This window comes from Streptomyces sp. NPDC055025 (assembly GCF_053608565.1).
The window spans coordinates 19,493-38,750 of sequence record NZ_JBSGVS010000080.1 but is presented as its reverse complement, the minus strand read 5'-3'; the positions used below and the strand labels follow the sequence as shown (position 1 = coordinate 38,750).

General features: G+C 70.4%; 22 protein-coding genes and 2 tRNA genes. 5 read left to right on the top strand and 19 right to left on the bottom strand.

The window, feature by feature from the left end; all coding sequences use genetic code 11:
• Positions 1-193: 193 nt before the first annotated feature.
• The 5 genes from ACWGDX_RS34685 to ACWGDX_RS34665 form a co-directional block, all read right to left on the bottom strand.
• Positions 194-928: a class E sortase gene (locus ACWGDX_RS34685; protein ID WP_453632131.1), complete on the bottom strand. Its 735-nt coding sequence runs from the start codon at positions 926-928 to the stop codon at positions 194-196.
• Between the two features lie 213 nt (positions 929-1,141).
• Positions 1,142-2,524 (bottom strand): class E sortase, encoded by a 1,383-nt coding sequence (locus ACWGDX_RS34680; RefSeq protein WP_453632129.1) that lies wholly within the window; start codon positions 2,522-2,524, stop codon positions 1,142-1,144.
• A gap of 320 nt (positions 2,525-2,844) precedes the next feature.
• Positions 2,845-3,483, bottom strand: coding sequence for an aminodeoxychorismate/anthranilate synthase component II (locus tag ACWGDX_RS34675; protein WP_453632124.1), 639 nt, complete (start codon positions 3,481-3,483; stop codon positions 2,845-2,847).
• A complete protein-coding gene (locus ACWGDX_RS34670; RefSeq protein ID WP_093605146.1) occupies positions 3,480-3,653 on the bottom strand; it encodes a hypothetical protein in 174 nt (57 codons plus the stop codon). Before ACWGDX_RS34670 ends, ACWGDX_RS34675 begins: the two co-directional genes overlap by 4 nt.
• A gap of 186 nt (positions 3,654-3,839) precedes the next feature.
• A complete protein-coding gene (locus tag ACWGDX_RS34665; protein WP_453632122.1) occupies positions 3,840-4,607 on the bottom strand; it encodes a DUF881 domain-containing protein in 768 nt (255 codons plus the stop codon).
• Positions 4,608-4,748: 141 nt separating this feature from the next.
• Here ACWGDX_RS34665 and crgA point away from each other — a divergent pair, with 141 nt between their 5' ends.
• Complete coding sequence (crgA, locus tag ACWGDX_RS34660; protein WP_363078981.1) at positions 4,749-5,006, top strand: cell division protein CrgA; 258 nt, start codon at positions 4,749-4,751, stop codon at positions 5,004-5,006.
• A gap of 347 nt (positions 5,007-5,353) precedes the next feature.
• Here the strand turns inward: crgA and ACWGDX_RS34655 are convergent, their stop codons facing one another.
• Both ACWGDX_RS34655 and ACWGDX_RS34650 read right to left on the bottom strand, forming a co-directional pair.
• The gene (locus tag ACWGDX_RS34655) at positions 5,354-6,280 is read right to left on the bottom strand and encodes a rhomboid family intramembrane serine protease (RefSeq protein WP_453632120.1); all 927 of its coding nucleotides are present in this window, start codon (positions 6,278-6,280) and stop codon (positions 5,354-5,356) included.
• 145 nt (positions 6,281-6,425) lie between these two features.
• Positions 6,426-6,953 (bottom strand): peptidylprolyl isomerase, encoded by a 528-nt coding sequence (locus ACWGDX_RS34650; RefSeq protein WP_453632118.1) that lies wholly within the window; start codon positions 6,951-6,953, stop codon positions 6,426-6,428.
• 448 nt (positions 6,954-7,401) lie between these two features.
• Here ACWGDX_RS34650 and ACWGDX_RS34645 point away from each other — a divergent pair, with 448 nt between their 5' ends.
• Positions 7,402-8,091, top strand: a complete 690-nt coding sequence (locus ACWGDX_RS34645) for a DUF5324 family protein (RefSeq protein WP_363078978.1) — start codon at positions 7,402-7,404, stop codon at positions 8,089-8,091.
• Positions 8,092-8,284: 193 nt separating this feature from the next.
• On the opposite strand, the gene ACWGDX_RS34640 is transcribed toward ACWGDX_RS34645, so the two are convergent.
• The gene (locus ACWGDX_RS34640; RefSeq protein WP_453632116.1) at positions 8,285-8,668 is read right to left on the bottom strand and encodes a DUF6344 domain-containing protein; all 384 of its coding nucleotides are present in this window, start codon (positions 8,666-8,668) and stop codon (positions 8,285-8,287) included.
• Positions 8,669-9,073: 405 nt separating this feature from the next.
• Here ACWGDX_RS34640 and ACWGDX_RS34635 point away from each other — a divergent pair, with 405 nt between their 5' ends.
• Complete coding sequence (locus ACWGDX_RS34635; RefSeq protein ID WP_453632115.1) at positions 9,074-9,580, top strand: N-acetyltransferase family protein; 507 nt, start codon at positions 9,074-9,076, stop codon at positions 9,578-9,580.
• Between the two features lie 40 nt (positions 9,581-9,620).
• On the opposite strand, the gene ACWGDX_RS34630 is transcribed toward ACWGDX_RS34635, so the two are convergent.
• From ACWGDX_RS34630 to ACWGDX_RS34600, 7 genes are all read right to left on the bottom strand, one after another.
• Entirely contained in the window at positions 9,621-10,874 is a 1,254-nt protein-coding gene (locus ACWGDX_RS34630; RefSeq protein WP_453632113.1) for a hypothetical protein, read from the bottom strand.
• 43 nt (positions 10,875-10,917) lie between these two features.
• The gene (locus ACWGDX_RS34625) at positions 10,918-11,220 is read right to left on the bottom strand and encodes a chaplin family protein (protein WP_453632111.1); all 303 of its coding nucleotides are present in this window, start codon (positions 11,218-11,220) and stop codon (positions 10,918-10,920) included.
• Positions 11,221-11,466: 246 nt separating this feature from the next.
• Positions 11,467-12,348: a hypothetical protein gene (locus ACWGDX_RS34620; protein WP_453632110.1), complete on the bottom strand. Its 882-nt coding sequence runs from the start codon at positions 12,346-12,348 to the stop codon at positions 11,467-11,469.
• Positions 12,349-12,471: 123 nt separating this feature from the next.
• Complete coding sequence (locus tag ACWGDX_RS34615; protein WP_453632108.1) at positions 12,472-12,756, bottom strand: hypothetical protein; 285 nt, start codon at positions 12,754-12,756, stop codon at positions 12,472-12,474.
• Between the two features lie 247 nt (positions 12,757-13,003).
• Positions 13,004-13,417 (bottom strand): DNA-binding protein, encoded by a 414-nt coding sequence (locus ACWGDX_RS34610; RefSeq protein ID WP_453632106.1) that lies wholly within the window; start codon positions 13,415-13,417, stop codon positions 13,004-13,006.
• Positions 13,399-13,683 carry a hypothetical protein gene (locus ACWGDX_RS34605; RefSeq protein WP_453632104.1) on the bottom strand — a complete coding sequence of 95 codons (285 nt, stop codon included), beginning with the start codon at positions 13,681-13,683 and terminating at the stop codon, positions 13,399-13,401. Before ACWGDX_RS34605 ends, ACWGDX_RS34610 begins: the two co-directional genes overlap by 19 nt.
• Positions 13,684-13,892: 209 nt before the next feature.
• A tRNA-Ala gene (locus ACWGDX_RS34600) sits at positions 13,893-13,965 on the bottom strand.
• A gap of 188 nt (positions 13,966-14,153) precedes the next feature.
• Between ACWGDX_RS34600 and ACWGDX_RS34595 the strand changes: the two genes are divergently transcribed.
• Positions 14,154-14,702 carry a helix-turn-helix domain-containing protein gene (locus ACWGDX_RS34595; RefSeq protein WP_066955535.1) on the top strand — a complete coding sequence of 183 codons (549 nt, stop codon included), beginning with the start codon at positions 14,154-14,156 and terminating at the stop codon, positions 14,700-14,702.
• A gap of 63 nt (positions 14,703-14,765) precedes the next feature.
• Positions 14,766-16,346 carry a protein kinase domain-containing protein gene (locus ACWGDX_RS34590; protein WP_453632102.1) on the top strand — a complete coding sequence of 527 codons (1,581 nt, stop codon included), beginning with the start codon at positions 14,766-14,768 and terminating at the stop codon, positions 16,344-16,346.
• A gap of 49 nt (positions 16,347-16,395) precedes the next feature.
• Here the strand turns inward: ACWGDX_RS34590 and ACWGDX_RS34585 are convergent, their stop codons facing one another.
• The 4 genes from ACWGDX_RS34585 to ACWGDX_RS34570 all read right to left on the bottom strand — a co-directional run bounded on the left by ACWGDX_RS34585 (position 16,396) and on the right by ACWGDX_RS34570 (position 19,217).
• The gene (locus tag ACWGDX_RS34585; protein ID WP_453632100.1) at positions 16,396-17,772 is read right to left on the bottom strand and encodes a hypothetical protein; all 1,377 of its coding nucleotides are present in this window, start codon (positions 17,770-17,772) and stop codon (positions 16,396-16,398) included.
• 381 nt (positions 17,773-18,153) lie between these two features.
• Entirely contained in the window at positions 18,154-18,288 is a 135-nt protein-coding gene (locus ACWGDX_RS34580; protein ID WP_208857699.1) for a DLW-39 family protein, read from the bottom strand.
• Between the two features lie 191 nt (positions 18,289-18,479).
• Positions 18,480-18,553, bottom strand: a tRNA-Ile gene (locus tag ACWGDX_RS34575).
• Positions 18,554-18,611: 58 nt separating this feature from the next.
• Positions 18,612-19,217: a DUF3566 domain-containing protein gene (locus tag ACWGDX_RS34570; protein ID WP_365902168.1), complete on the bottom strand. Its 606-nt coding sequence runs from the start codon at positions 19,215-19,217 to the stop codon at positions 18,612-18,614.
• Positions 19,218-19,258: the final 41 nt, after the last annotated feature.

Below are 19,258 nucleotides of genomic sequence, written 5' to 3'. Positions count from 1 at the left end.
CCGTTGGAGGGTGCCGGGGCTCTCTGCTGTCCGGGAGGGCTTGGGAGGGCCGGGGAAAGGCCCTTGGGAGGCCCCCCTTGGGAGGCCTGTCGCACCGCGCCGCGCCGGAGCGCTCAGGCCAGCTCTCGCCGGCCCGCGAGAGCTGGCGCCGGCTCTCGCGGGCCGACCCTCAGCGCGTCGCTCTCCGCGTCTCTCAGCGCAGCTCCGGCGGCAGCGTCCGGTTCTTGTCCACCTTGTCCGTACGGACAAGCTCGGCCCAGACGATGTAGCGGTAGTCCGAGGTGTAGATCGGCGTGCAGGTCGTCAGCGTGAGATAGCGGCCCGGCTTGGTCTTCCCCGATTCCTTGGGGACGGGGCTGAGCACCTCCACGTTGTACTTGGAGGTCTTCGGCAGCTCCTTGTAGACCTTGTAGACGTACCAGGTGTCACGCGTCTCGAAGACGACCGGATCGCCGGTCCTGATCTTGTGGATGTTGTGGAACCTCGCGCCATGGCCGTCCCTGTGCGCGGCCAGCGTGAAGTTGCCCTTCTTGTCCCAGGGGAGGGCCGACTTGACCGGTTCGGTGTAGTAGCCCGCGACACCGTCGTTCAGCAGCGAGGTGCCCGTGCCCTTCTTGACCAGGATCTCCCCGCCGCCCATCGACGGAACGTGGAGGAAGCCGATCCCGTCCTCGGAGTCGAACGCCCGGGGGCTGCCGCCCTCGGTGCCCTCCTGGGCCCAGTTGTGGCGTACGTCGTCGCCCTGCCGCGCGGCCTCCCGGTCGGCCAGGACATTCGTCCACCACAGCGAGTAGACGACGAAGAGGCCGAGCACGACCCCGGCGGTGATGAGCAGCTCGCCGCAGACGCTGACCACGGCCGCGAGAGGGCTACGGAACCTGCGGCTCCGGGCCGCGGCCGGGGCCGGGGATGCCGGTTCATAGCCCACCGCCCGGCCCGGCTCCGCGCCCTGGCCCTGCCCTGCCCCCCGGCCCGGCTCCGTCCCCTGACGAGGCTCCCGGTCCTGACGCGGGTCCTGCTCCCGGTCCGGCAGCGGTGGTCTTCCCGTCTGTTCCCCGTTGTCGGTACTCGCTGCCACCGCGCCCCGTCCCCGTCCCTGTTGCCCGGCCTTGTCTTGTCCCTGTGGCGATCCCGGTCGGCCTCAGCCGACGAGAGCGTCGGGCTTGCCCTCGCTGCGGGGCCGTTCCTCCACCATCTTGCCCCACACGATCATCCGGTAGGTACTGGTGAATTCCGGGGTGCAGGTCGTCAGCGTGATGTAACGCCCAGGGCCCGTGAAACCGGAACCGGGCGGCACCGGACCGATCACGCTCACATTCGACGGCGCGGTCTGCGGCAGGATGCTGGTCATGTCGTACGTGTAATAGGCGTCCCGCGTCTCGACGATGATCTCGTCGCCGGGCTGGAGCTGGTTGATGTAGCGGAACGGTTCGCCATGGGTGTTGCGGTGACCCGCCACCGCGAAGTTGCCCTGCTTGTCGGAGGGCATCGCCGTCTTCAGGCTGCCCTCCGCGTAGTGGCCGACCATGCCGTGGTCGAGGACCTTCGCCTTGCTGATGCCCTCGGCGATCGGGACCACGACATCCAGCTTGGGGATATGCATGATGGCGAAGCCCTGCCCCGGCTCGAAGGCCCCGGGCTGCCGCTCCGTGGCGAAGCTCTCCTGGATCTTGCTGGTCTCCTTGCCCGCGTAGACATCCGCCCGGATGTTCGTCCACCAGAGCTGATACGTGACGAACAGCAGCATCAGCACGCCGAAGGTGATGAACAGCTCACCGACCGCACGGCTGGCGACGACGGCCAGACTGTCCTTGGCGGCGCGCGCGGCCCGGCGTGCCTCGACCCGGGAGAGCGGCCGGGCGGGCGCCGCCGCGCCGGAGCCCGGCTCGGGCCCCGCCTCGGCCCCAAAGCCCGCCGGAGCCGCTTCGGGGCGCTTACGGCCCCGACCGCCCTTCGCGGCGGCCTTACGGCGCTCCGCACGGCCGCCCGTAGGGGATACGGGTTCCGCCGACGGTTCCGGCAGCGGTTCCGGCAGCGGTTCCGCCAGTGGTGCCACCACCGGGATCACGGCCGTGGCGGCCTCATCCGCCCCGGGCTCCGGCTCGACCGCGCGACGCGTGTCCGCCGTACGGAGAGCGACCGTCTCGTCGTCCCGTACCGCACCGGGAGCGTCCCCGGGTATCGACGCCGATGCCGACGGCGGTAGCGGCGAGAGAGACGCGGCAGACACGGCGGGGGCCTGGGCCGGGGCTTGGACCGGAGCTTGGACCGGCGAAGGTACAGGGGAGGGCGACGGCACGGGGGACGGCGCGGGGGGCGGCGGAGACAGCGGCCCGGAGGCCGTCCTGCCGTCCGTGCGATGCGCAGGGGTGGCAGGGGTGCCGGACCACTCCCCGCCCGGTCCCGGGGCCCCCGACGGGGTCTCGGCCGCGTACTGGCGGTAGTAGTCGCCCGACCACTCCGACTCCGGGTCGGCGGCGGGTTCCTCGCCGGGGGCCCGCCGCGAGTGCCGCGGCCCCGGCACCTGGCCCGCCGGCGCGGGGATACCGCCCTGCCCCGGTACGGACGCGGGCGCAGCACCCTGCCCCGGTACGGGCCCAGGTACGCCGCCGTTCCCGGCGGTCCGGCTCGGGACCTGCCCCCGCCGGCGACGTCCTGACCCCGGCCCCGGCACCGGGGTCGGAGTCGGCGTCGAGGTCGGCTCCGGAGCCCGCTGTCCCGGAAGAGGATCGTTCAGCGGGTCCGCCAGTCCCTCCACCGCCGCCTCGAACGCGCCGGAGTCCTCGTACGCTCCCCGCTCGTACGAGCCTCCGTGACCGGCCTCGTGTTCGGGGCGGAGTGCGGTCACGCGAGCGCCTTGCCCACCACCGGCGCGAGACCCGCCGACCGGTCCACCGCCCCCGGATCACCGCATCGCGCCAGCCAGTTGGCCAGCATCAGATGACCGTGCTCGGTGAGGACGGACTCCGGGTGGAACTGCACACCCTCGACGGGCAGTTCACGGTGGCGCAGGCCCATGATGATCCCGTCCGCCGTACGCGCCGTCACTTCCAGCTCGGCCGGCAGCTCCGACGGTTCCGCGGCGAGCGAGTGGTAGCGGGTCGCGGTGAACGGGGAGGGCAGCCCGGCGAACACGCCCTTGCCCTCGTGCGTGACGAGGGACGTCTTTCCGTGCAGCAGCTCGGGTGCCCTGTCCACGACACCGCCGTACGCCACGGCCATCGACTGCATCCCGAGGCAGACGCCGAAGACGGGCACTCCGGTCGCGGCGCAGTGGCGCACCATCTCGACACAGATACCGGCCTGTTCGGGGGTACCGGGTCCTGGGGAGAGCAGAACGCCGTCGAAGCCGTCCTGGGCGTGGGAGGTGGTCACCTCGTCGTTCCGCAGCACCTCGCACTCGGCGCCGAGCTGGTACAGGTACTGCACGAGGTTGAAGACGAAGCTGTCGTAGTTGTCGACGACGAGAATCCGGGCGCTCATCCGGCCGCCCCCGATCCGTCGACCGTCACATCGTTGAAGGGCAGCAGCGGCTCCGCCCAGGGGAAGACGTACTGGAACAGCACATAGACGACCGCCAGCGCCAATACGAGCGAGATCGCCGCACGCAGCCACGCGTTGCCCGGCAGATGCCGCCAGATCCAGCCGTACATGCTGTCCCTTCCGTTCGTCGCCGCCCCGAGGCGGTACGGCACCAGACTAAAGGGCGGCAGGGACACATGGGCGGCGCATGGGGCAGGTGCACACAGGTTCGGGGTTGCTCTTGGTCACAGAGCTCGGTCGCGGACGCCACACGCCCCGCCCGGCCCGCCCCGCCGGACGGAACCGTCCCCGAGCGGCTACCCGACCGGGTCCGCGTAGTGCAGATCCACCGTGCCCGTGTAGCCGGGCAGCGTCTCCTCGCCGTGTTCGTCGACCTTCCAGCCGAGCCCGTACGCCTTCACGTAGAGCTGGTAGTTCTGGATCGCCGGCGCGTCGGTGAGGGCCTTGCGGAGCCGGTCCTGGTCACCGATGGCGGTGATCTTGTACGGCGGGGAGTAGACACGGCCCTGGAGGATCAGCGTGTTGCCCACGCACCGCACCGCGCTGGTGGAGATCAGCCGCTGGTCCATCACACGGATGCCCTCCGCGCCGCCCTGCCACAGAGCGTTGACGACGGCCTGGAGGTCCTGCTGATGGATGACGAGGTCATTGGGCTGGGGCTCGGGGTAGCCGGGGTTGGCCGTGGCGTTCGGCGGGGCGTCGTCGAGGGTGACGGTGAGGGCCCGGCCGGTGAGCTTCTCGGTGCCGGCGGCCTTCTCCAGCGCCCGCACCCTGGCGTTCCCGGCCTCGGTGGAACCGTCGTCACGGCCGACGAGGACATCGATCTCGCGCCGTACCGCCGCCGTGGTGTCGCCCAGTTCGGCGTTCTTGCGGTCCCGCTCGTGGATCAGGTCGGAGAGCTTCAACATCGAGGCGTCCGTGCGGATGTTGGTGCCCTTGGCCGTGTTGAAACTGGTGACGAAGATGAGCCCCGCCAGCGCGAAGACGGCAGCCGTGAGCAGCCGGACGGGCCGCCGTGCCGGACGGCGGACCGGCCCTGGGGGAGAGTCGGCAGAATTGCTCAACGTACCCTTATCTCCTTAGGCGCCGCGGAAGCACTACGCTAACGGACGCCCGGGGGCGGTGGTGTTCCCCCTGCTCTCCGCCCCGGCAGCCCGTTACAGTTCCCTGCGCGGTCACGCAGCGCATCGACAGGAGAGTCCCTCGTGCCGAAGTCACGTATCCGCAAGAAGGCCGACTTCACGCCGCCTCCGGCCGCGAAGCAGGCGACCGCCATAAGGCTGACCAACCGGAGCTGGGTGGCCCCGGTCATGCTGGCCATGTTCCTGATCGGGCTCGCCTGGATCGTGGTCTTCTATGTGACCGAGGGCGATCTCCCGCTGGAGAGCTTCGGAAACTGGAACATCGTGGTCGGGTTCGGCTTCATCGCCGCCGGCTTCGGTGTCTCGACCCAGTGGAAGTAGCGGGTCCACCACCCGGCCGTCAAGCTCTGCCCCGACTTATCCACAGCGTTGTCCACAGCAGGGGAAAAGGTCAGACGATCTGTGGATAACTCCACGGGCCGTTGACACCGGTGTGATCACATCGCCCATTCTGATGACGTGCTCACCCCTTGTCTCCGCTGGTCAAACCCACACCGGCGACAAGGGGTACGCATGTTCCCCACAGGATGCACAAGATTCGGCACACACTGTGGACAACTGTGGAGTACGGGCAGTCCCCAGGGCGTCACGCTCGGAACACAGCGGTCACCCGGCACCGGCGGCGGTCGTCTTCCGGGGACCTTCCGCGCCCTCTCCGGAGGCCGGGATCAGAGCGAGAGCACCATGGGCAGCGTTGCGGTCCTGACCACGACCATCACGACCGCCGCCACCAGCACCAGCGCACAGGTGCCGTACTGCGCCAGCGCCCGGCGCTCACGGGGCGCGTACACCATGGCGATGGCGATCAGCGTGCCCGCCACCAGGCCGCCGAGATGCGCCTCCTTGGCGATATCGGGCCAGGTGAAGGTGAGCACCAGGTTCAGCACGAGCAGCGCGAAGACCGGTCGCATGTCGTACTTGAGCCGACGCATCAGTACGGCGGTGGCACCGAGCAGTCCGAAGACGGCGCCCGAGGCGCCCAGCGAGCCCTGCTCCGGCGCGACGACGAGATAGGTGAGGGCGCTTCCCGCGAGTCCGGAGAGCAGATAGAGCGCCAGATAGCGGGCCCGGCCGAGCGCCGCCTCCAGCGGCCCGCCGAGCCACCACAGGCTCAGCATGTTGAAGGCGATGTGCCATACCTCTTGATGCAGGAAGACCGAGGTCAGCAACCGGTACCACTGGCCGTCCGCGACACCGACGAACTGGTCGGCCGCGGGATCGTAGACATTGCCCACGAGATCGAGGTCATTGACGAGCCGGTACTGCTCGCCCACGGCGAGCACGGCGACGAAGACCGCGACATTGATGCCCAGCAGAATCTTGGTGATCAGCCGGGGATCGGCCGCTATCGTGCCGCCGGCGAGCGTACGCGGCTGACGCGGCGCCGGGCCGCGCCCGGAACCCGAGCCCTGCCTGACGCACTCCGGGCACTGGAACCCCACGGAGGCGTCGACCATGCACTCGGGGCAGATGGGACGCTCGCAGCGGGTGCACCGTACACCCGTCTCCCGGCCCGGATGCCGGTAGCAGTCGGGCAGGCCCTCACTGACGGCGGGCTGATCCTGGCCTCCATGGCCGCCTGGCGGGTGGTCCATCGATCCCCTCGGTCCTCGTGACGGCGTGCGGCGGGGCGGCGTGCGGTGCACAGCGCACCGCCCCGCCCGTCCGGTATGTAACCACTACGGACGGGCAGGGCGGGATGGTTCCCGGGAACCCGGGAACCGAGCAGTCCGTGAGCGGTCAGCGCGTCTCGACGACGACCGACTCGATCACCACGTCCTGCACCGGACGGTCGGTGCGCGGGTTGGTCTGGGCACCGATGATGGAGTCCACGACCTTCTTGCCGGCCTCGGTGCTGACCTCGCCGAAGATGGTGTGCTTCCGGGTCAGCCAGGCGGTCGGCGCCACCGTGATGAAGAACTGCGAGCCGTTGGTCCCGGGGCCGGCGTTCGCCATGGCCAGCAGGTACGGCTTGTCGAAGGCCAGGTCCGGGTGGAACTCGTCCTCGAACTCATAGCCGGGGCCACCGGTGCCGTTCCCCAGCGGGTCCCCGCCCTGGATCATGAAACCACTGATCACACGGTGGAAGACGGTGCCGTCGTACAGCCGGTCCGTGGTCTTCTTACCGGTCTCCGGGTGGGTCCACTCCCGCTCGCCCTGCGCGAGTCCGACGAAGTTCTTGACCGTCTTCGGCGCGTGGTTCGGCAGAAGCCGGATCTCGATGTCGCCGTGGTTGGTCTTCAGGGTGGCGTAAAGCTGCTCGGCCACGATCTGCCTTCCGTAAGTCTGCTTTGACTCTCACGATCCTCGCACGGAAGACACGCGGGATGCCCGGCCGCTGCCCTTGACGGGGGTTTGCGCCCGTCTTGGGGCGATTTCGGGGCCGGATGGAGGCACGATGGAAGAAGGCGCCATGGAAGACACGACGACAGTCCGGCGGAACCGCGGCGGACGCGGCGGAACCGCGCCGGAAGCACGGCGCGGGAAGGCCCGGCGGCGACGTCACGCCGGGAAGGTCAGGCCGGAAGGGTCAGTCCCGGAGGGGAACACGCCGAAGCCGCGCGTGGCTCGACCGTCCACACGCCTGGGGAGTCGTACGCGCGTCGTCCTCCATGACCCGGATGCCCGCATCGCATGCCGGGACAGAGTCCAGCAGGCATGATCTCGAAAAGGGTGGATAGGCGAAATACGGAACGCCACCGAGGAGGATGATCCTGTGACCCGCATGGACAGCGTGCGCACCGCTACCGGTTCGGCGAAGGAGAGCGTGCAGCACGCCGCGGAAGCGGTGGCCCCCTATGCCGGTACGGCCAAGGAGCAGGCCGCTCTGTACGCACATGAGGCGCGCGTGAGGCTCGCCCCGACAATGACCAAGGCCGCTCAGCAGGCTCGTATCCAGTACGGCGCCCATGTGGCGCCCAGGGTGCCCCCAAAGGTCGATGTGGCGGCTCACCGCGCCGCCTTGCGTACTCGCCAGGCCGCCCGTCAGGCGGCGGACTACACGGTGCCGAGGGTCGGACATGCGATGGCCACCGCGCAGCCGGTCGCGGAGCAGGCCGCGGCGCGTTCGGCGGCCGCCCTGGCCGCTCTGCGCGGACAGATCACGGCGAAGGACATCCAGAAGCTGGTGAGGAAGCATGAGCGGCGGGCCAGGGCCGGACGGCTGGCCAAGGGCCTGGCGGCTCTCGGTGTGCTGGCCGGTGGCGCCTTCGCCGCGTGGAAGTGGTGGGACAAGCAGGCGAACCCGGACTGGCTGGTGGAACCTCCCGCCGCTACCGAGGTCTCGGAGCGCGGCCCGCTGACGTCCGTCGACGGCAGCCATGTGGTCGATCCGCTCGATCCCGAGGTACAGGCGAAGGCTCGCCAGGCGGAGGAGGAGGCGCGTCGCCGGGGCGACCGTCCCTGATCACGCTGTGCCCGATCATGCTGTGCCTGATGACGTTGCGCCTGATCACGCCGCGCCTGGTGCCGCCGCGGGTCCATGCGCTGTACGGGTGTGCCGTGTCTTACGGTTCTGCCGTGCCTGACGAGTCCGGCGGGTCCGGCGGGTCCGGTGGGCAGTCCGGCGCGCACCGCGTGTACGCGGAAACTCGGCCCGGTCACGCGGCGACGAGTGCCGCGTTCGCGGCGCGGGCGTTCGCACGGGCCGCTTCGGAGTCGACCGCGCCCGTCGTGTCCGCGGGCAGATGGCGGACCGACGGCGACGACCCGTGCGCCTCGGCGTTGATCCGCTGCTTGATCGTGGGCGGTAGCGACCGGTCGCGTGACGGCGCGGCCGCCCTGGGTACGGTTGCCCGTGCGGGTGCCGCCTCACCCTGCTCGACGGACTGCGCGGCGGCCGGCGTCGGCACGGGCTGCTCGACCGGCTGCTGTACGGCGCTGCCGGCAGCGGCGGCGGGGCTGGTGAGCCCCAGGGAGGCGAGCACCGCGAAGAAGGCGGTGATGAAGACGGTCCACAGTTTCTTGACCTTGAAGGCGGCCATGACCCCTCGCTTTCGGGTTGGGCGATCTACATACCTTCCTCATGATGTGTACGCATCTCGAAAATCCACGGAGCGACGCCGTTCTCGCGCAGCTCTTCGGATGAACACCACTCGTACGGTCCAACCGCGTCCCGTGACGCCCCCTCAAAAGCACGACCGCGACCACCATCGCGGAACAGCGAAAAGTCCGTCCCGACCTGCGTCAACAGGCCGGGACGCCCCCAGGCCGTCAAGCACGGGCACGTGGTTACGGGACGTTCGGTCACGCCGGATCGCGCCTGCTCGGCCAATCCGGCTGGTGTCCCTGGCGCGACCGCCGCTGAAAGTGCCGCGTGAGGCAGGTCAGGTCGCCTCCGAGCGGCGCGTCCGCGGCCTGCTCGTCGGCCTCGGCTTGGAGGCGGCAGCGTGACCGCGACGACACGGACGCGCATCACGGCCCTGCGGCCCGAACACGCCGAGCAGGTCCTGACGATCTATCAGCTCGGTATCGACGAGGGGAACGCCACGTTCGAGACCGCCGCGCCCAGCTGGGCGGAATTCGACGCCGTCAAGCTTCCGGAACACCGGCTGGCCGCCCTCGGCGACCGCGGGCGGGTGCTCGGATGGACCGCCGTTGCGCCGGTCTCCGAGCGGCGCGCGTACGCCGGGGTGGTCGAGCACTCCGTCTATGTCCACCCCGGCGCCCGCGGCCACGGGGTGGGCGCGGCACTGCTGGACGCCCTGCTCGCCTCCACCGACGCCGCCGGCATCTGGACCGTCCAGTCCGGCATCTTCCCGGAGAACACCGCCAGCCTCGCCCTGCACCGCCGCGCCGGGTTCCGCGTCATCGGCACCCGTGAGCGCGTCGGCCGCCACCACGGCCGGTGGCGCGACGTCGTCCTCCTCGAACGCCGCAGCCCCGTCGTGCGCTGACCCGGCGCTGACCCGGCGGTGGGGGATCGGCGGTGGGGGATCAGCGGGGCCCGGCCGCCGTGGCCTGCGCGGCAGCGGTGAGGAGGAGGTCCTCGTAGGTGTGGTGGCGGCGGGTGGCGGTGCGATGGTGCAGCAGACCGGCCGCGCGGGCGTGCTCGCCCGTGTCGACGAGGGCGCGGGCGAGGGTGTCCTGGATGATCTCTCGCTCCACCCGCACTCCGCCGATCCGCTCCGCCTTCTCCCCCAGGCCGCTCAGCAGGTCCACCGCCGCGCGGGGGCGGCCCGCGGTGACCTCCGCCAGCGCCTGGACCACGGGGGCCAGGACTTCGCGGTAGTCGGATCGTTCGTCGGCGGCGGCCCGGCGGGCCAGGATGCGCAGGTCCTCGGTCGCGGCCTCCACGGCCAGGGCCAGGGCCAGGTTGAAGGTGTGGAAGATCTCCGCCATCCCCCCCGGCGCCGCGAGCAGTTCCCGTACATGCCCCGGATCGCTTCGACCGGCCGGTGTCTGCCCGGCCAGCAGCAGGCGCCAGTTCGTCGCGGCCCGCATGCCGACATCCGTACGCGCCAGCGCCGCGTCCGCGCGCCGGCGCGCGTCGGGGAAGTCGCCGCAAGCGATCGACTGAAGCGCGGCGTGCCAGTTCAGATGACGTAACTGCACCGCCTGCGGGTCCGCCGCGAGCCACCGGTCCAGGAATGCGACGGACGCGTGGCCGGTCCCCAGCTCATGTTCGGCGTGCGCGAGGGCGTGCGCGGCCACACCCGAGCGGGGATACAGGGCCAGGGCCCGCTCCGCCAGCTCGTGCGCCTCCCGTACCCGGCCCTGTTCCGCCCTGGTCGAGGCCAGCCAGCTCAGCCAGGGCCAGCTCTCCGGGCCGGCCAGCGCGGCCTGCCGCTCCACCAGTTCATCGCCCTGCGCGCGGTAGGCGGCGTCGCCACAGGCGGAGAAAGCTCCCACCATGAGCCCGGCCTGCTCATCGGCGGGCCACCGGGCGAAGTGCGCCACCAGATGATCGGCCGTCAGCCGGTACTGCCGATGCGTATGGAGGAACACCCCGTACACCAGGCTCGTCTGCCGCTCACCGGCCGCCCGCGCGTCCCGGTGCGCGATCACCAACTGATCCTTCAACGCGGTGTCGTCCAGGCGGTCACCGGTCGACAGGGTCAGCAGCGCCCGAGCCACACCACAGCCCGGATCCCCGGCCACCCACTCCCGCAGCAGGGACAGCGCCCGCCCGCTCAGTGCCAGCAGCTCGGTCACCGCCCGGTCCCCGACCGGCGCGTCCGCCTCCGCCACATTCACCACCATCCGACCGGTGACCCGCCGCTCACCCGTCCCCTCACACGCTGGCCCTGAACACGGCGGTACAGACGATGCCGCTGTTACCGCAGTGATTGCGCGGCAGGCTCAGCGGCAGACCGGCCTCGTTGCCGCTCCCGACCCCGCTCCCGGCCACCGTGACCCCCTGGGCCCGCGCACCGCCCTGGCTGACACAGGTGTTGCCGAACACCGCGTTCCCGATCCCGACGACGTTCGCGTGCGCGGCACCGGCCGGAAGCAACGCCGCCCCCGCCACCGCGCCCAGCACCGCGGCCCGCACCCCCACGCCCACCGCGCCCGTACCCCGCGTCTCCACGTTCATCGCGCTCCTCCTTCATCCGGGGCCGAACCCCGGGTGCCTGTACAGACCGGGCCCGCCGGACAAACCCGGGCCGCACCCCGACCAACGACAGAGCCCACCTCCCGACACGCGAACATCCCCCGCGCCCCGCGCGCCCCGCGGAAGCGGATCGCCGCGAACGATCCCGCGAGCTGACCCCGAACCCACGTCCCCATCACCCTCGGATGTCGGCACGACCGCGGGTACATGGCAGTACGAGAACCCCCTTCAACCGCGTTTCCGCAGGTCAAGGGGCGCGGCCCGGACCGGCGCCCGGCCGGGCGCCGGTCCGACGTTGGCGTAGTTCAGCCCGTTCAGCAGTGCTCGCTGGAGCTGGAGGACGGTGGCGGCGGTGCCGACCGCGGCGTAGGTGTCCTTGCTGTCGGCGACGAAGTAGGACTGGCCCGCCAGGCCGTTGGGCTCCACCGCGACCGACAGCGCGTTGGCGAACCCCTTGCCGCGGGGGTACGGGGGTGTCCACCGACCGTGCCAGGTATCCGGGGCCGCCGCACCGTACATCTGGAAGTAGAACAGGCCCCCGCCGTTGTCCGCGGCGTTGCCTCCGGCGTTCTCCGCTCTGCGGGCGTAGTTCTCCAGCGTCAGGTAGTCCGTACCGTCCATCGCGACGACGCCGCCCCAATGGAAGCCCCACAGCACGCGGTTGACGTTGACAGGGTCGGCAACGTCGCGGCCGTTGCGGTAGTCGTGCACCGCGAATCCGGCCCCGGTGGGATGGGAGGCGCCCAGCGAGCCGCTGTACAGGCCCTGGCCGACCGCGGTGGGCCGGGCGTACTCGTTCACCCCGAGGGTCCGCAGGCCGGCCGCGAGGCCCTCGGCGCGTGTGGCCAGTCCGGCGGCGAGCCGGTTGGTGTCTTCGCCGAAGAGGCGGGCGATGAGGTCCTGGGCGGCCTCCCAGGTCGCGGGTGGAGCCATCGGCAGGTCGCCCACCGGCACGGCGCGCACGAAGTGGTTGGCGATGTGCAGCGCGAACTCTCCCTGCTGGGTCGCGTCGCTGCCCAGGAAGACCTTGGCGCCGAGCACCGGCCGGGGCTGCCGCACCGACCCGATGACCTCCGTTACGGTCTCGTCGCAGTTTTCCCTGGTCGTCATCAGGTTGCCTGCCTGGCCGCAGCCGAACTGCAGGTTCGCCGCCCGCACGCGGGTCAGCGTGGTCGGGGCGGGCGCGCCGGGCAGAGTGAAGGTGACGGTGCCCGGCGGGTCGAGGAAGAGCTGTTAACAGGAGCCCTGCGAGGCCAGAATCCTGTTCCACCCGGCGATCGCCTCCGCCGTGGAGAAGAAGTGCTTGGGCTGACGCCGAGTCAGGTCGGCCTCCTCGATGGCGAAGAGTCCGTTGTCCGACACGCGCAGCCCCGGGTTCGCCAGTTGGACGATGTTGGGCACACCGCCGGCCAGGAAGGAGTAGCCGAGCGGTGCGGCCCCGTCGGCCACCCACTGGTTGGCCTCAAACTGCTGATTGGTCGCGTACGCAGCGGGTCCCGCAGAGTTGTAGTGCCGCATGGATGGTCCCCCCACTCGTTCGTCCGGCGGCGCGGCGCGGCCCACGCGGCGCACGACCCCTTCCCCCCTGATTTCCAGACGGGTCGTTCTCTTCATAGCGACCCGAGTCGCCCGCTATGCCGCATCGGCCATTTCCTGCCGCTTTTATGGCTGACAGCACGCAATCCCGGCGGCGTCCGCCATCAGGAAGCGGCGTGAGTACGGTCCCCGGCGGAGCCGGAGGAAACCCGATCACCCGGTTCTCGCCTCACACAGCGACGAGCCGGACGCGGTCACCGCAGAGTTTGGCCATGTCGTCGATGTCGGACGTCAGCATGACCACTGGACGCCGCTGCCGCAGGGCAGCCTCGGCCACGGCCGCATCGATGGCGTACTTGTGACCATGCAGGCCGACGCCCATCAACAGGGCCGAGGCCACCTTGGCCTCCTCATCCCCCACCGGGATCGCACGAAGGCCGGACAGCAGCCGGCTCAGCCGTGCCTTGTTCGTGCGGGCGTGCACGGCCTCGATGATGGTGAGCGCGCAGATCACCACTTCCATGCCACGCGAGCGCGCCTCGGCGACCAGGGCCACCACGGTCTCGTCATCGGCAAGCAGCTTGGAGAGCCCCTCGCTGTCCAGGACCAGCGTCCCCTCGTGAGTCAGCTTGCTGCGGGCCACTGGTCTTCCTCGGCAAACACCTCGTCGAACACCTGTCGCGCGCCCTGTCGCGCCTGCTCGGATACCGGTCCCTTGCGGCTCTCATAGTCCGCCAGGTACTCATCCAGCACCTGCCCCCGCAGCTCGCGCTCGACGGCCGCGGCGATGAACGCGGAGAACTCCCGCTTACCGACCCGGGCCCGGATCGCCTCCGCAGTCCCCTCAGGCAGAGACAGACTGACCCGAGTCGCCGGCCCCTCGCCGATGCTGTACGTCGTCTCAGACATGGCCTCATTGTGTCAAACGAGTAGGAAACTGGAAGGTCCTTCGCTCCCCCAGGGGATCGAGCGGAGGAGCGAAGGCCGCCCCAAGCCCTGCAACCACAGGCCGTCACGGGCTTGCGTCAGCATCACTGTGTTGACACGTCAGCACAAAAGAAATGGGGACAAAAAGAACCCCTGGACCGCGTTTCCGCAGGTCAAGGGGGAAAGAGAAGTGGAGCCTAGGGGAGTCGAACCCCTGACATCTGCCATGCAAAGACAGCGCTCTACCAACTGAGCTAAGGCCCCCGGGACGGGTCGGGTACGGCCGAGCGGTCGCGCCGTGGCTCGTCCAGCACCGGGACCAGAGTACCGGGTGTTCCCCGGGATCCCGCAAAAAGATTGGGACTCCCCGTGCGCGACCACGCTCCGTAAGATGCCCCACGAGGTTCGCAGCAGCGAAGCCGCTGCGATGGGGAAGCGATGGGGAGACGCACATGGACGCCGCACAGCAGGAAACGACCGCGAGAGCCAGAGAACTCCAGAGAAGCTGGTACGGAGAGCCACTGGGGGCGCTCTTCCGCCGGCTCATCGACGATCTTGGCCTGAACCAGGCCAGGCTCGCCGCCGTCCTCGGGCTGTCCGCGCCGATGCTCTCCCAGTTGATGAGCGGTCAACGCGCGAAGATCGGCAATCCGGCGGTGGTCCAACGTGTCCAGGCATTGCAGGATCTGGCCGGTCAGGTCGCGGACGGAAGCGTCAGCGCGGGGGAGGCCACCGACCGGATGGAAGAGATCAAGAAGTCGCAGGGCGGCTCGGTCCTCACCGGTACCAGCCAGACGACGAACAGCTCGGGCGCGCCGACCGTGCGCCGGGTGGTCCGCGAGATCCAGTCCCTGCTGCGGTCGGTCGCGGCGGCCGGCGACATCATAGACGCGGCGGACTCCCTCGCCCCGACCCAGCCCGAACTGGCAGAGTTCCTCAGGGTCTACGGTGCCGGGCGCACCGCCGAGGCGGTCGCCCACTACGAGGCACATCAGAGCTAGAACCGGAGCGGGGCCGGGGGCGGCGGGCCGCCGGACGAGACGACTGGGAGCGAGCGCGGCGCAATGGGTGAGGTCTTCGCGGGGCGGTACGAGCTGATCGACCCGGTCGGACGCGGTGGTGTCGGCGCCGTCTGGCGTGCCTGGGACCACCGGCGCCGGCGCTATGTGGCGGCGAAGGTCCTCCAGCAGAGCGACGCGCACACCCTTCTCCGCTTCGTCCGGGAACAGGCGCTCAGAATCGATCATCCCCATGTCCTCGCCCCGGCGAGCTGGGCCGCCGACGACGACAAGGTGCTGTTCACCATGGATCTGGTGAGCGGCGGATCGCTGGCGCATCTCATCGGCGACTACGGACCGCTGCCGCCCCGCTTCGTCTGCACCCTGCTCGACCAACTGCTGTCCGGGCTGGCCGCGGTGCACGCGGAGGGGGTCGTGCATCGCGACATCAAGCCGGCCAACGTCCTGCTGGAAGCGACCGGTACGGCCCGGCCGCATCTGCGGCTCTCCGACTTCGGCATCTCCATGCGCAAGGGAGAGCCGCGCCTGACGGAGACCAACTATGTGGTCGGTACGCCCGGTTACTTCGCTCCTGAGCAGCTGACGGGCGCCGAGCCCGATTTCCCCGCCGATCTCTTCGCGGTCGGTCTCGTCGCGCTCTATCTGCTGCAGGGACAGAAGCCGGACTCCAAGGCCCTGGTCGAGCTCTTCCTGGCCCATGGGACCCCGGGGGCGCCCCAGGGCATCCCCGAGCCGCTGTGGCAGGTCCTGGCGGGCCTGCTCCAGCCCGACCCGCACGCGCGGTTCCGTACGGCCACGGGCGCGCGCAAGGCGCTGACGTCGGCCGTGGAACTGCTGCCCGAGCCGGACATCGACGACGAAGTGGTCGAGGTCTTCGACCAGATCGGTCCGCTCCCCTCCGCGTTCGGCCCCGACGGGCCTCTCATGGAGCCGCCGTCGCCCATCCGGCCGGAGGCCCGGCGGCCGGCGGCCCCCCACACGGACTCCCACGCAGGCCCGCACGCAGGCCCGCACGCAGGCCCGCACGCCGCCGATCCGTACACCGACCCCCGCGCGGCCCATCGGACCGGCGGGCAGGCGTCCGTACAGCGGTCGCCCTCGCTCCCTCCTCCCTCCACGCCCGTCACTCCGACCCCCACCCCCACCTCCATGTCGGAGACCGGCAGCTTCCATCTCCCCCCACCACCCGACCGCAGCCAGGAACTGCCCCAGGCACAGCCACAGCGGCAGCCACCGGCTCAGCCCCAGCCGCCCGAGCCGCGGCAGCAGGCTCCCGCGCCCCCGTACCCGCAACCGCAGCACCCGGCGCAGCCGCCCACTCCCCCCACCTCCATGCCGGCGCATCAGGTCTCCCCCCTTCCCCCGGCGCCGCCCGACCTCTCTCAGGCCCGGACGGCGGCGGTCTGGCACGAACAGGCTCACACTCGTCCATACACCGCTCAGAGCCCGCAGGTTCCACTTCAGCCGCAGCCAGTTCCGCACGAGCACGCGGCAGTGCGCGCTCCGGCCCACCACGCCCCCAGGAAACGGCCGGGACCGCCCCCGAAGGTGACGGTCCCGGTACTGCTGGTGGCGCTGGCCTGCTTCGCCGTCGGCTTCTGGGCGCTGACCCAGATCCGGATCTGACCGGCGGCCGTTCTTCCCGCTGCCGTTCTTCCCGCCGCCGGGTTTCCCGCTACCAGGCCGAGGGCGGCCCGTACGACTGCGTAGGCGGCGAGGGCCGCGCAGGCATCTCCACCGTGCCCGCCCCCGGTCCCTGGCCAGGCCCCCGGCCCGCGCGCCGCCGCGCGAGCAGCGTCCATACCCCGAGCCCCAGTACCAGCACCGTGCCCGCGCCGATCCCGCCGACCGCGACCAGCACCATCGTGCCGTCGCTCCTCGCGCCGCCAGGACCGCCCGCCTCGCCGCCGCCGTCCAGCGCGAAGTCGCCCGCGGGCCCGTCGTACCCCGGTCCGGCGGTGGCCCGGCCCTCGATGTCCACCTGCACCGTCAGCCCGTACGGCCTGTCCCCGAACTCCTCGCCCACCTGGGGATTGAGACTGACCCTCAGGTAGTACCAGCCGGCGAACCGCATCTCCTTGTCCCCCGTACGGGAGCCGAAGCGGTTCTCGTACGCCACCGGCGGCAGCGGATCGAGCGCCGTGGTCTTCTGCTTGCCGTTGTACGACATCGCACCGGTGCTGTCGACGAGTCCCCGCGCCGGGTTGTAGAGGGACATGGTCAGAGCACCTGTCACAAAGCCTCTGCCGTCGGAGCTGCCCAGATCGGCGCCGGCGAAGAGCTGCTGTCCCCAGTCCACCGGCACCTTGTAGAAGAGCGTTTCGCCGGGCTCGATCCGTGTCGTCCACTCGCCGTCGGCCAGCGCCCGCGCGTCGAAGAAGCTGGTACCGCCCTCCCGCTCCCTCGGCGCGCCCCCAGCCGGACCGGGAGAGGCGCTCGGCCACTCCGACGGCGCCTCGGAGGGGCCACCCGCCGTCGTGAGCCCCGGCTCGGAGACATGGCGGATCTCCAGCTCCCACGGCTCGGGCGTGGAGGTGTCATCGCTGGTCCGCTCGATGACGACGTAGTAAGGACCGGCCTCCTGGCAGGAGTACGCGCCCGCTTCGATCATCCGGTAGGCATAGGCCGCGAGCGGTCTGGGGAACCGGCCGGCCGAGCCGAACTGCGCGTCGTTGGAGCTGCAGTCACCGCCCCGGCGGTCCTGGAGCGAAACCTTGATCCTGTCCCCGTAGGCGACCGTCGTACCGAGCTGGGGCACGGCCACCGCCGAAACATAGGCGTTCGTCGTAGCGTCGAGATTCAGCCGGTAGACGAGCTTGCCGCCGGGCAGGATCGAGTCCCGGTAGGTGGCACCCGAGTCCAGCGGCCGCGCGTCGCTCGTGGTCGCCGCTCCCTCGATCCGCCGTGCCCCGGGGTCGAAGACATACGGGCTCGGCTCGCCGACCGCTGCCCAGGACTGCCCCGGCAGCGCCATCACGGCGCAGACCGCCGCCGCGCACATCACCGCCGCCCCGGCCGACGCCACCCGGCCCCTGCTGCGCTGCCACTTCACGCGCTTCCCCTCGCCCTCTCGGCCGTCGCGCGCCGCGGCGGGCGCGACGCGCGTCCATCCTGCCCCGGCGTTCCCGCCGCTGTCCCCCCACACCGGCCCACCCACACGCTTTGCTCACGCAAGCGATGGATTCACGCCAGTGAACGCATCAGCACAAAGCCCCACCCGCGAAAAGCCCTGATACGAAGGCCTGCCACGAAGCCCTGATACGAAGTCCTGATACACAGCCCTGATGCGCAGCTCCCGGCACGAAGCTCCCTGAACCACAAAGCCGCTCGCACGAAGCTCCCGGCAACACGAACCCCCGGCAACGCAAAGCCCCCGGCAGCACGAAGCCCCGGCCGCTCGGCGGCCGGGGCTCCCATTTCAGGACTGTTGGTCTCACACACCCGAACCTGCGGGCACGGAGTCGGTCGCCTCCGTCCACAGATCCTGCTCGGCGCGATCCGCCTGGATCTGGCGGTACACGAGGAGCCCGCCAATGGCGGCCAGTGCGATCAGGAGAAGCTTCTTCACCGCGCGACCTCGTCTTTCCTTGACTTAGGGGACTTCTGGCGCCCGACTATACACACCGACCGATACCGATCGGTGACCTGTCCGCGACCCAACTCCAGCCTTCATCAGGCGGAAATCGCTGTCGATCGGAAGAACTACGAAATGCAATCGGGCCCATACGGAGGCGTTCCGTACGGACCCGATTGACGCGGTGGGGCTAACAGGATTTGAACCTGTGGCCTCATCCTTATCAGGGATGCGCTCTAACCAACTGAGCTATAGCCCCGCGCTGCCCCTGAAGATTAGCGCACTCCAGGGCCAGCCCCAAAATCGATACCCCTAGCTCACTCGTCCTCGGCGAGCGTGAGCTCGACACCACCCACGAAGCCGGCCGACAGGTTGTAGATGAAGGCGCCGAGCGTTGCCAGCGCCGTCGCCAGGACCACGTCGATCACCGCGATGACCGACGTGAAGATGAGCACCCGCGGCAGCGACAGGAACGACTGGAGATCGAAGCCGTTGCTCTCGTTCGAGCCCGTGGCCTCGCTGATCGTCCCGCCGACCGTCGAGAAGACGCCCATCGCGTCCATGACCATCCACAGCACCGCGGAGGCGACGACGGTGCAGACGCCCAGTGCGATGGAGAGCAGGAAGCTCACCTTCATCACCGACCACGGATCGGCCTTCGCCACCCGCAGCCGGGCCTTGCGCGTCCGCGGAGTCGTCCGCGCGCCCGTCCTCGGACGGCGTACGGCCGTGGTCGCGGCCGTACCGCCGGCCAGGGGCGCGGACGCCCCGGCCATGCCCTGCGGCGGTCCCTGCTGTCCGCCCTGCGTTCCCCCGCCGGGCGAGGGATACGCCTGCGGCGGGTGATAGGGCTGGGCGGTCGGCTGCGACTGCTCAGCGCCATAGGTTTCGTACGGAGGCTTGTGCCCCCGGGTATCGGTCACCGTTACCCCCTGGGAGTCCGTGGCAGGGCCACGGGCAACGT

Coding starts and splice junctions, on each gene's coding strand:
- ACWGDX_RS34595 (WP_066955535.1), top strand. CDS start 14,154: ATGGACGCCGCACAGCAGGAAACGACCGCGAGAGCCAGAGAACTCCAG.
- ACWGDX_RS34670 (WP_093605146.1), bottom strand. CDS start 3,653: ATGTACGGCTGGATCTGGCGGCATCTGCCGGGCAACGCGTGGCTGCGT.
- ACWGDX_RS34640 (WP_453632116.1), bottom strand. CDS start 8,668: ATGGCCGCCTTCAAGGTCAAGAAACTGTGGACCGTCTTCATCACCGCC.
- ACWGDX_RS34620 (WP_453632110.1), bottom strand. CDS start 12,348: ATGACGACCAGGGAAAACTGCGACGAGACCGTAACGGAGGTCATCGGG.
- ACWGDX_RS34590 (WP_453632102.1), top strand. CDS start 14,766: ATGGGTGAGGTCTTCGCGGGGCGGTACGAGCTGATCGACCCGGTCGGA.
- ACWGDX_RS34605 (WP_453632104.1), bottom strand. CDS start 13,683: ATGTCTGAGACGACGTACAGCATCGGCGAGGGGCCGGCGACTCGGGTC.
- ACWGDX_RS34615 (WP_453632108.1), bottom strand. CDS start 12,756: ATGCGGCACTACAACTCTGCGGGACCCGCTGCGTACGCGACCAATCAG.
- ACWGDX_RS34675 (WP_453632124.1), bottom strand. CDS start 3,483: ATGAGCGCCCGGATTCTCGTCGTCGACAACTACGACAGCTTCGTCTTC.
- ACWGDX_RS34655 (WP_453632120.1), bottom strand. CDS start 6,280: ATGGACCACCCGCCAGGCGGCCATGGAGGCCAGGATCAGCCCGCCGTC.
- ACWGDX_RS34625 (WP_453632111.1), bottom strand. CDS start 11,220: ATGAACGTGGAGACGCGGGGTACGGGCGCGGTGGGCGTGGGGGTGCGG.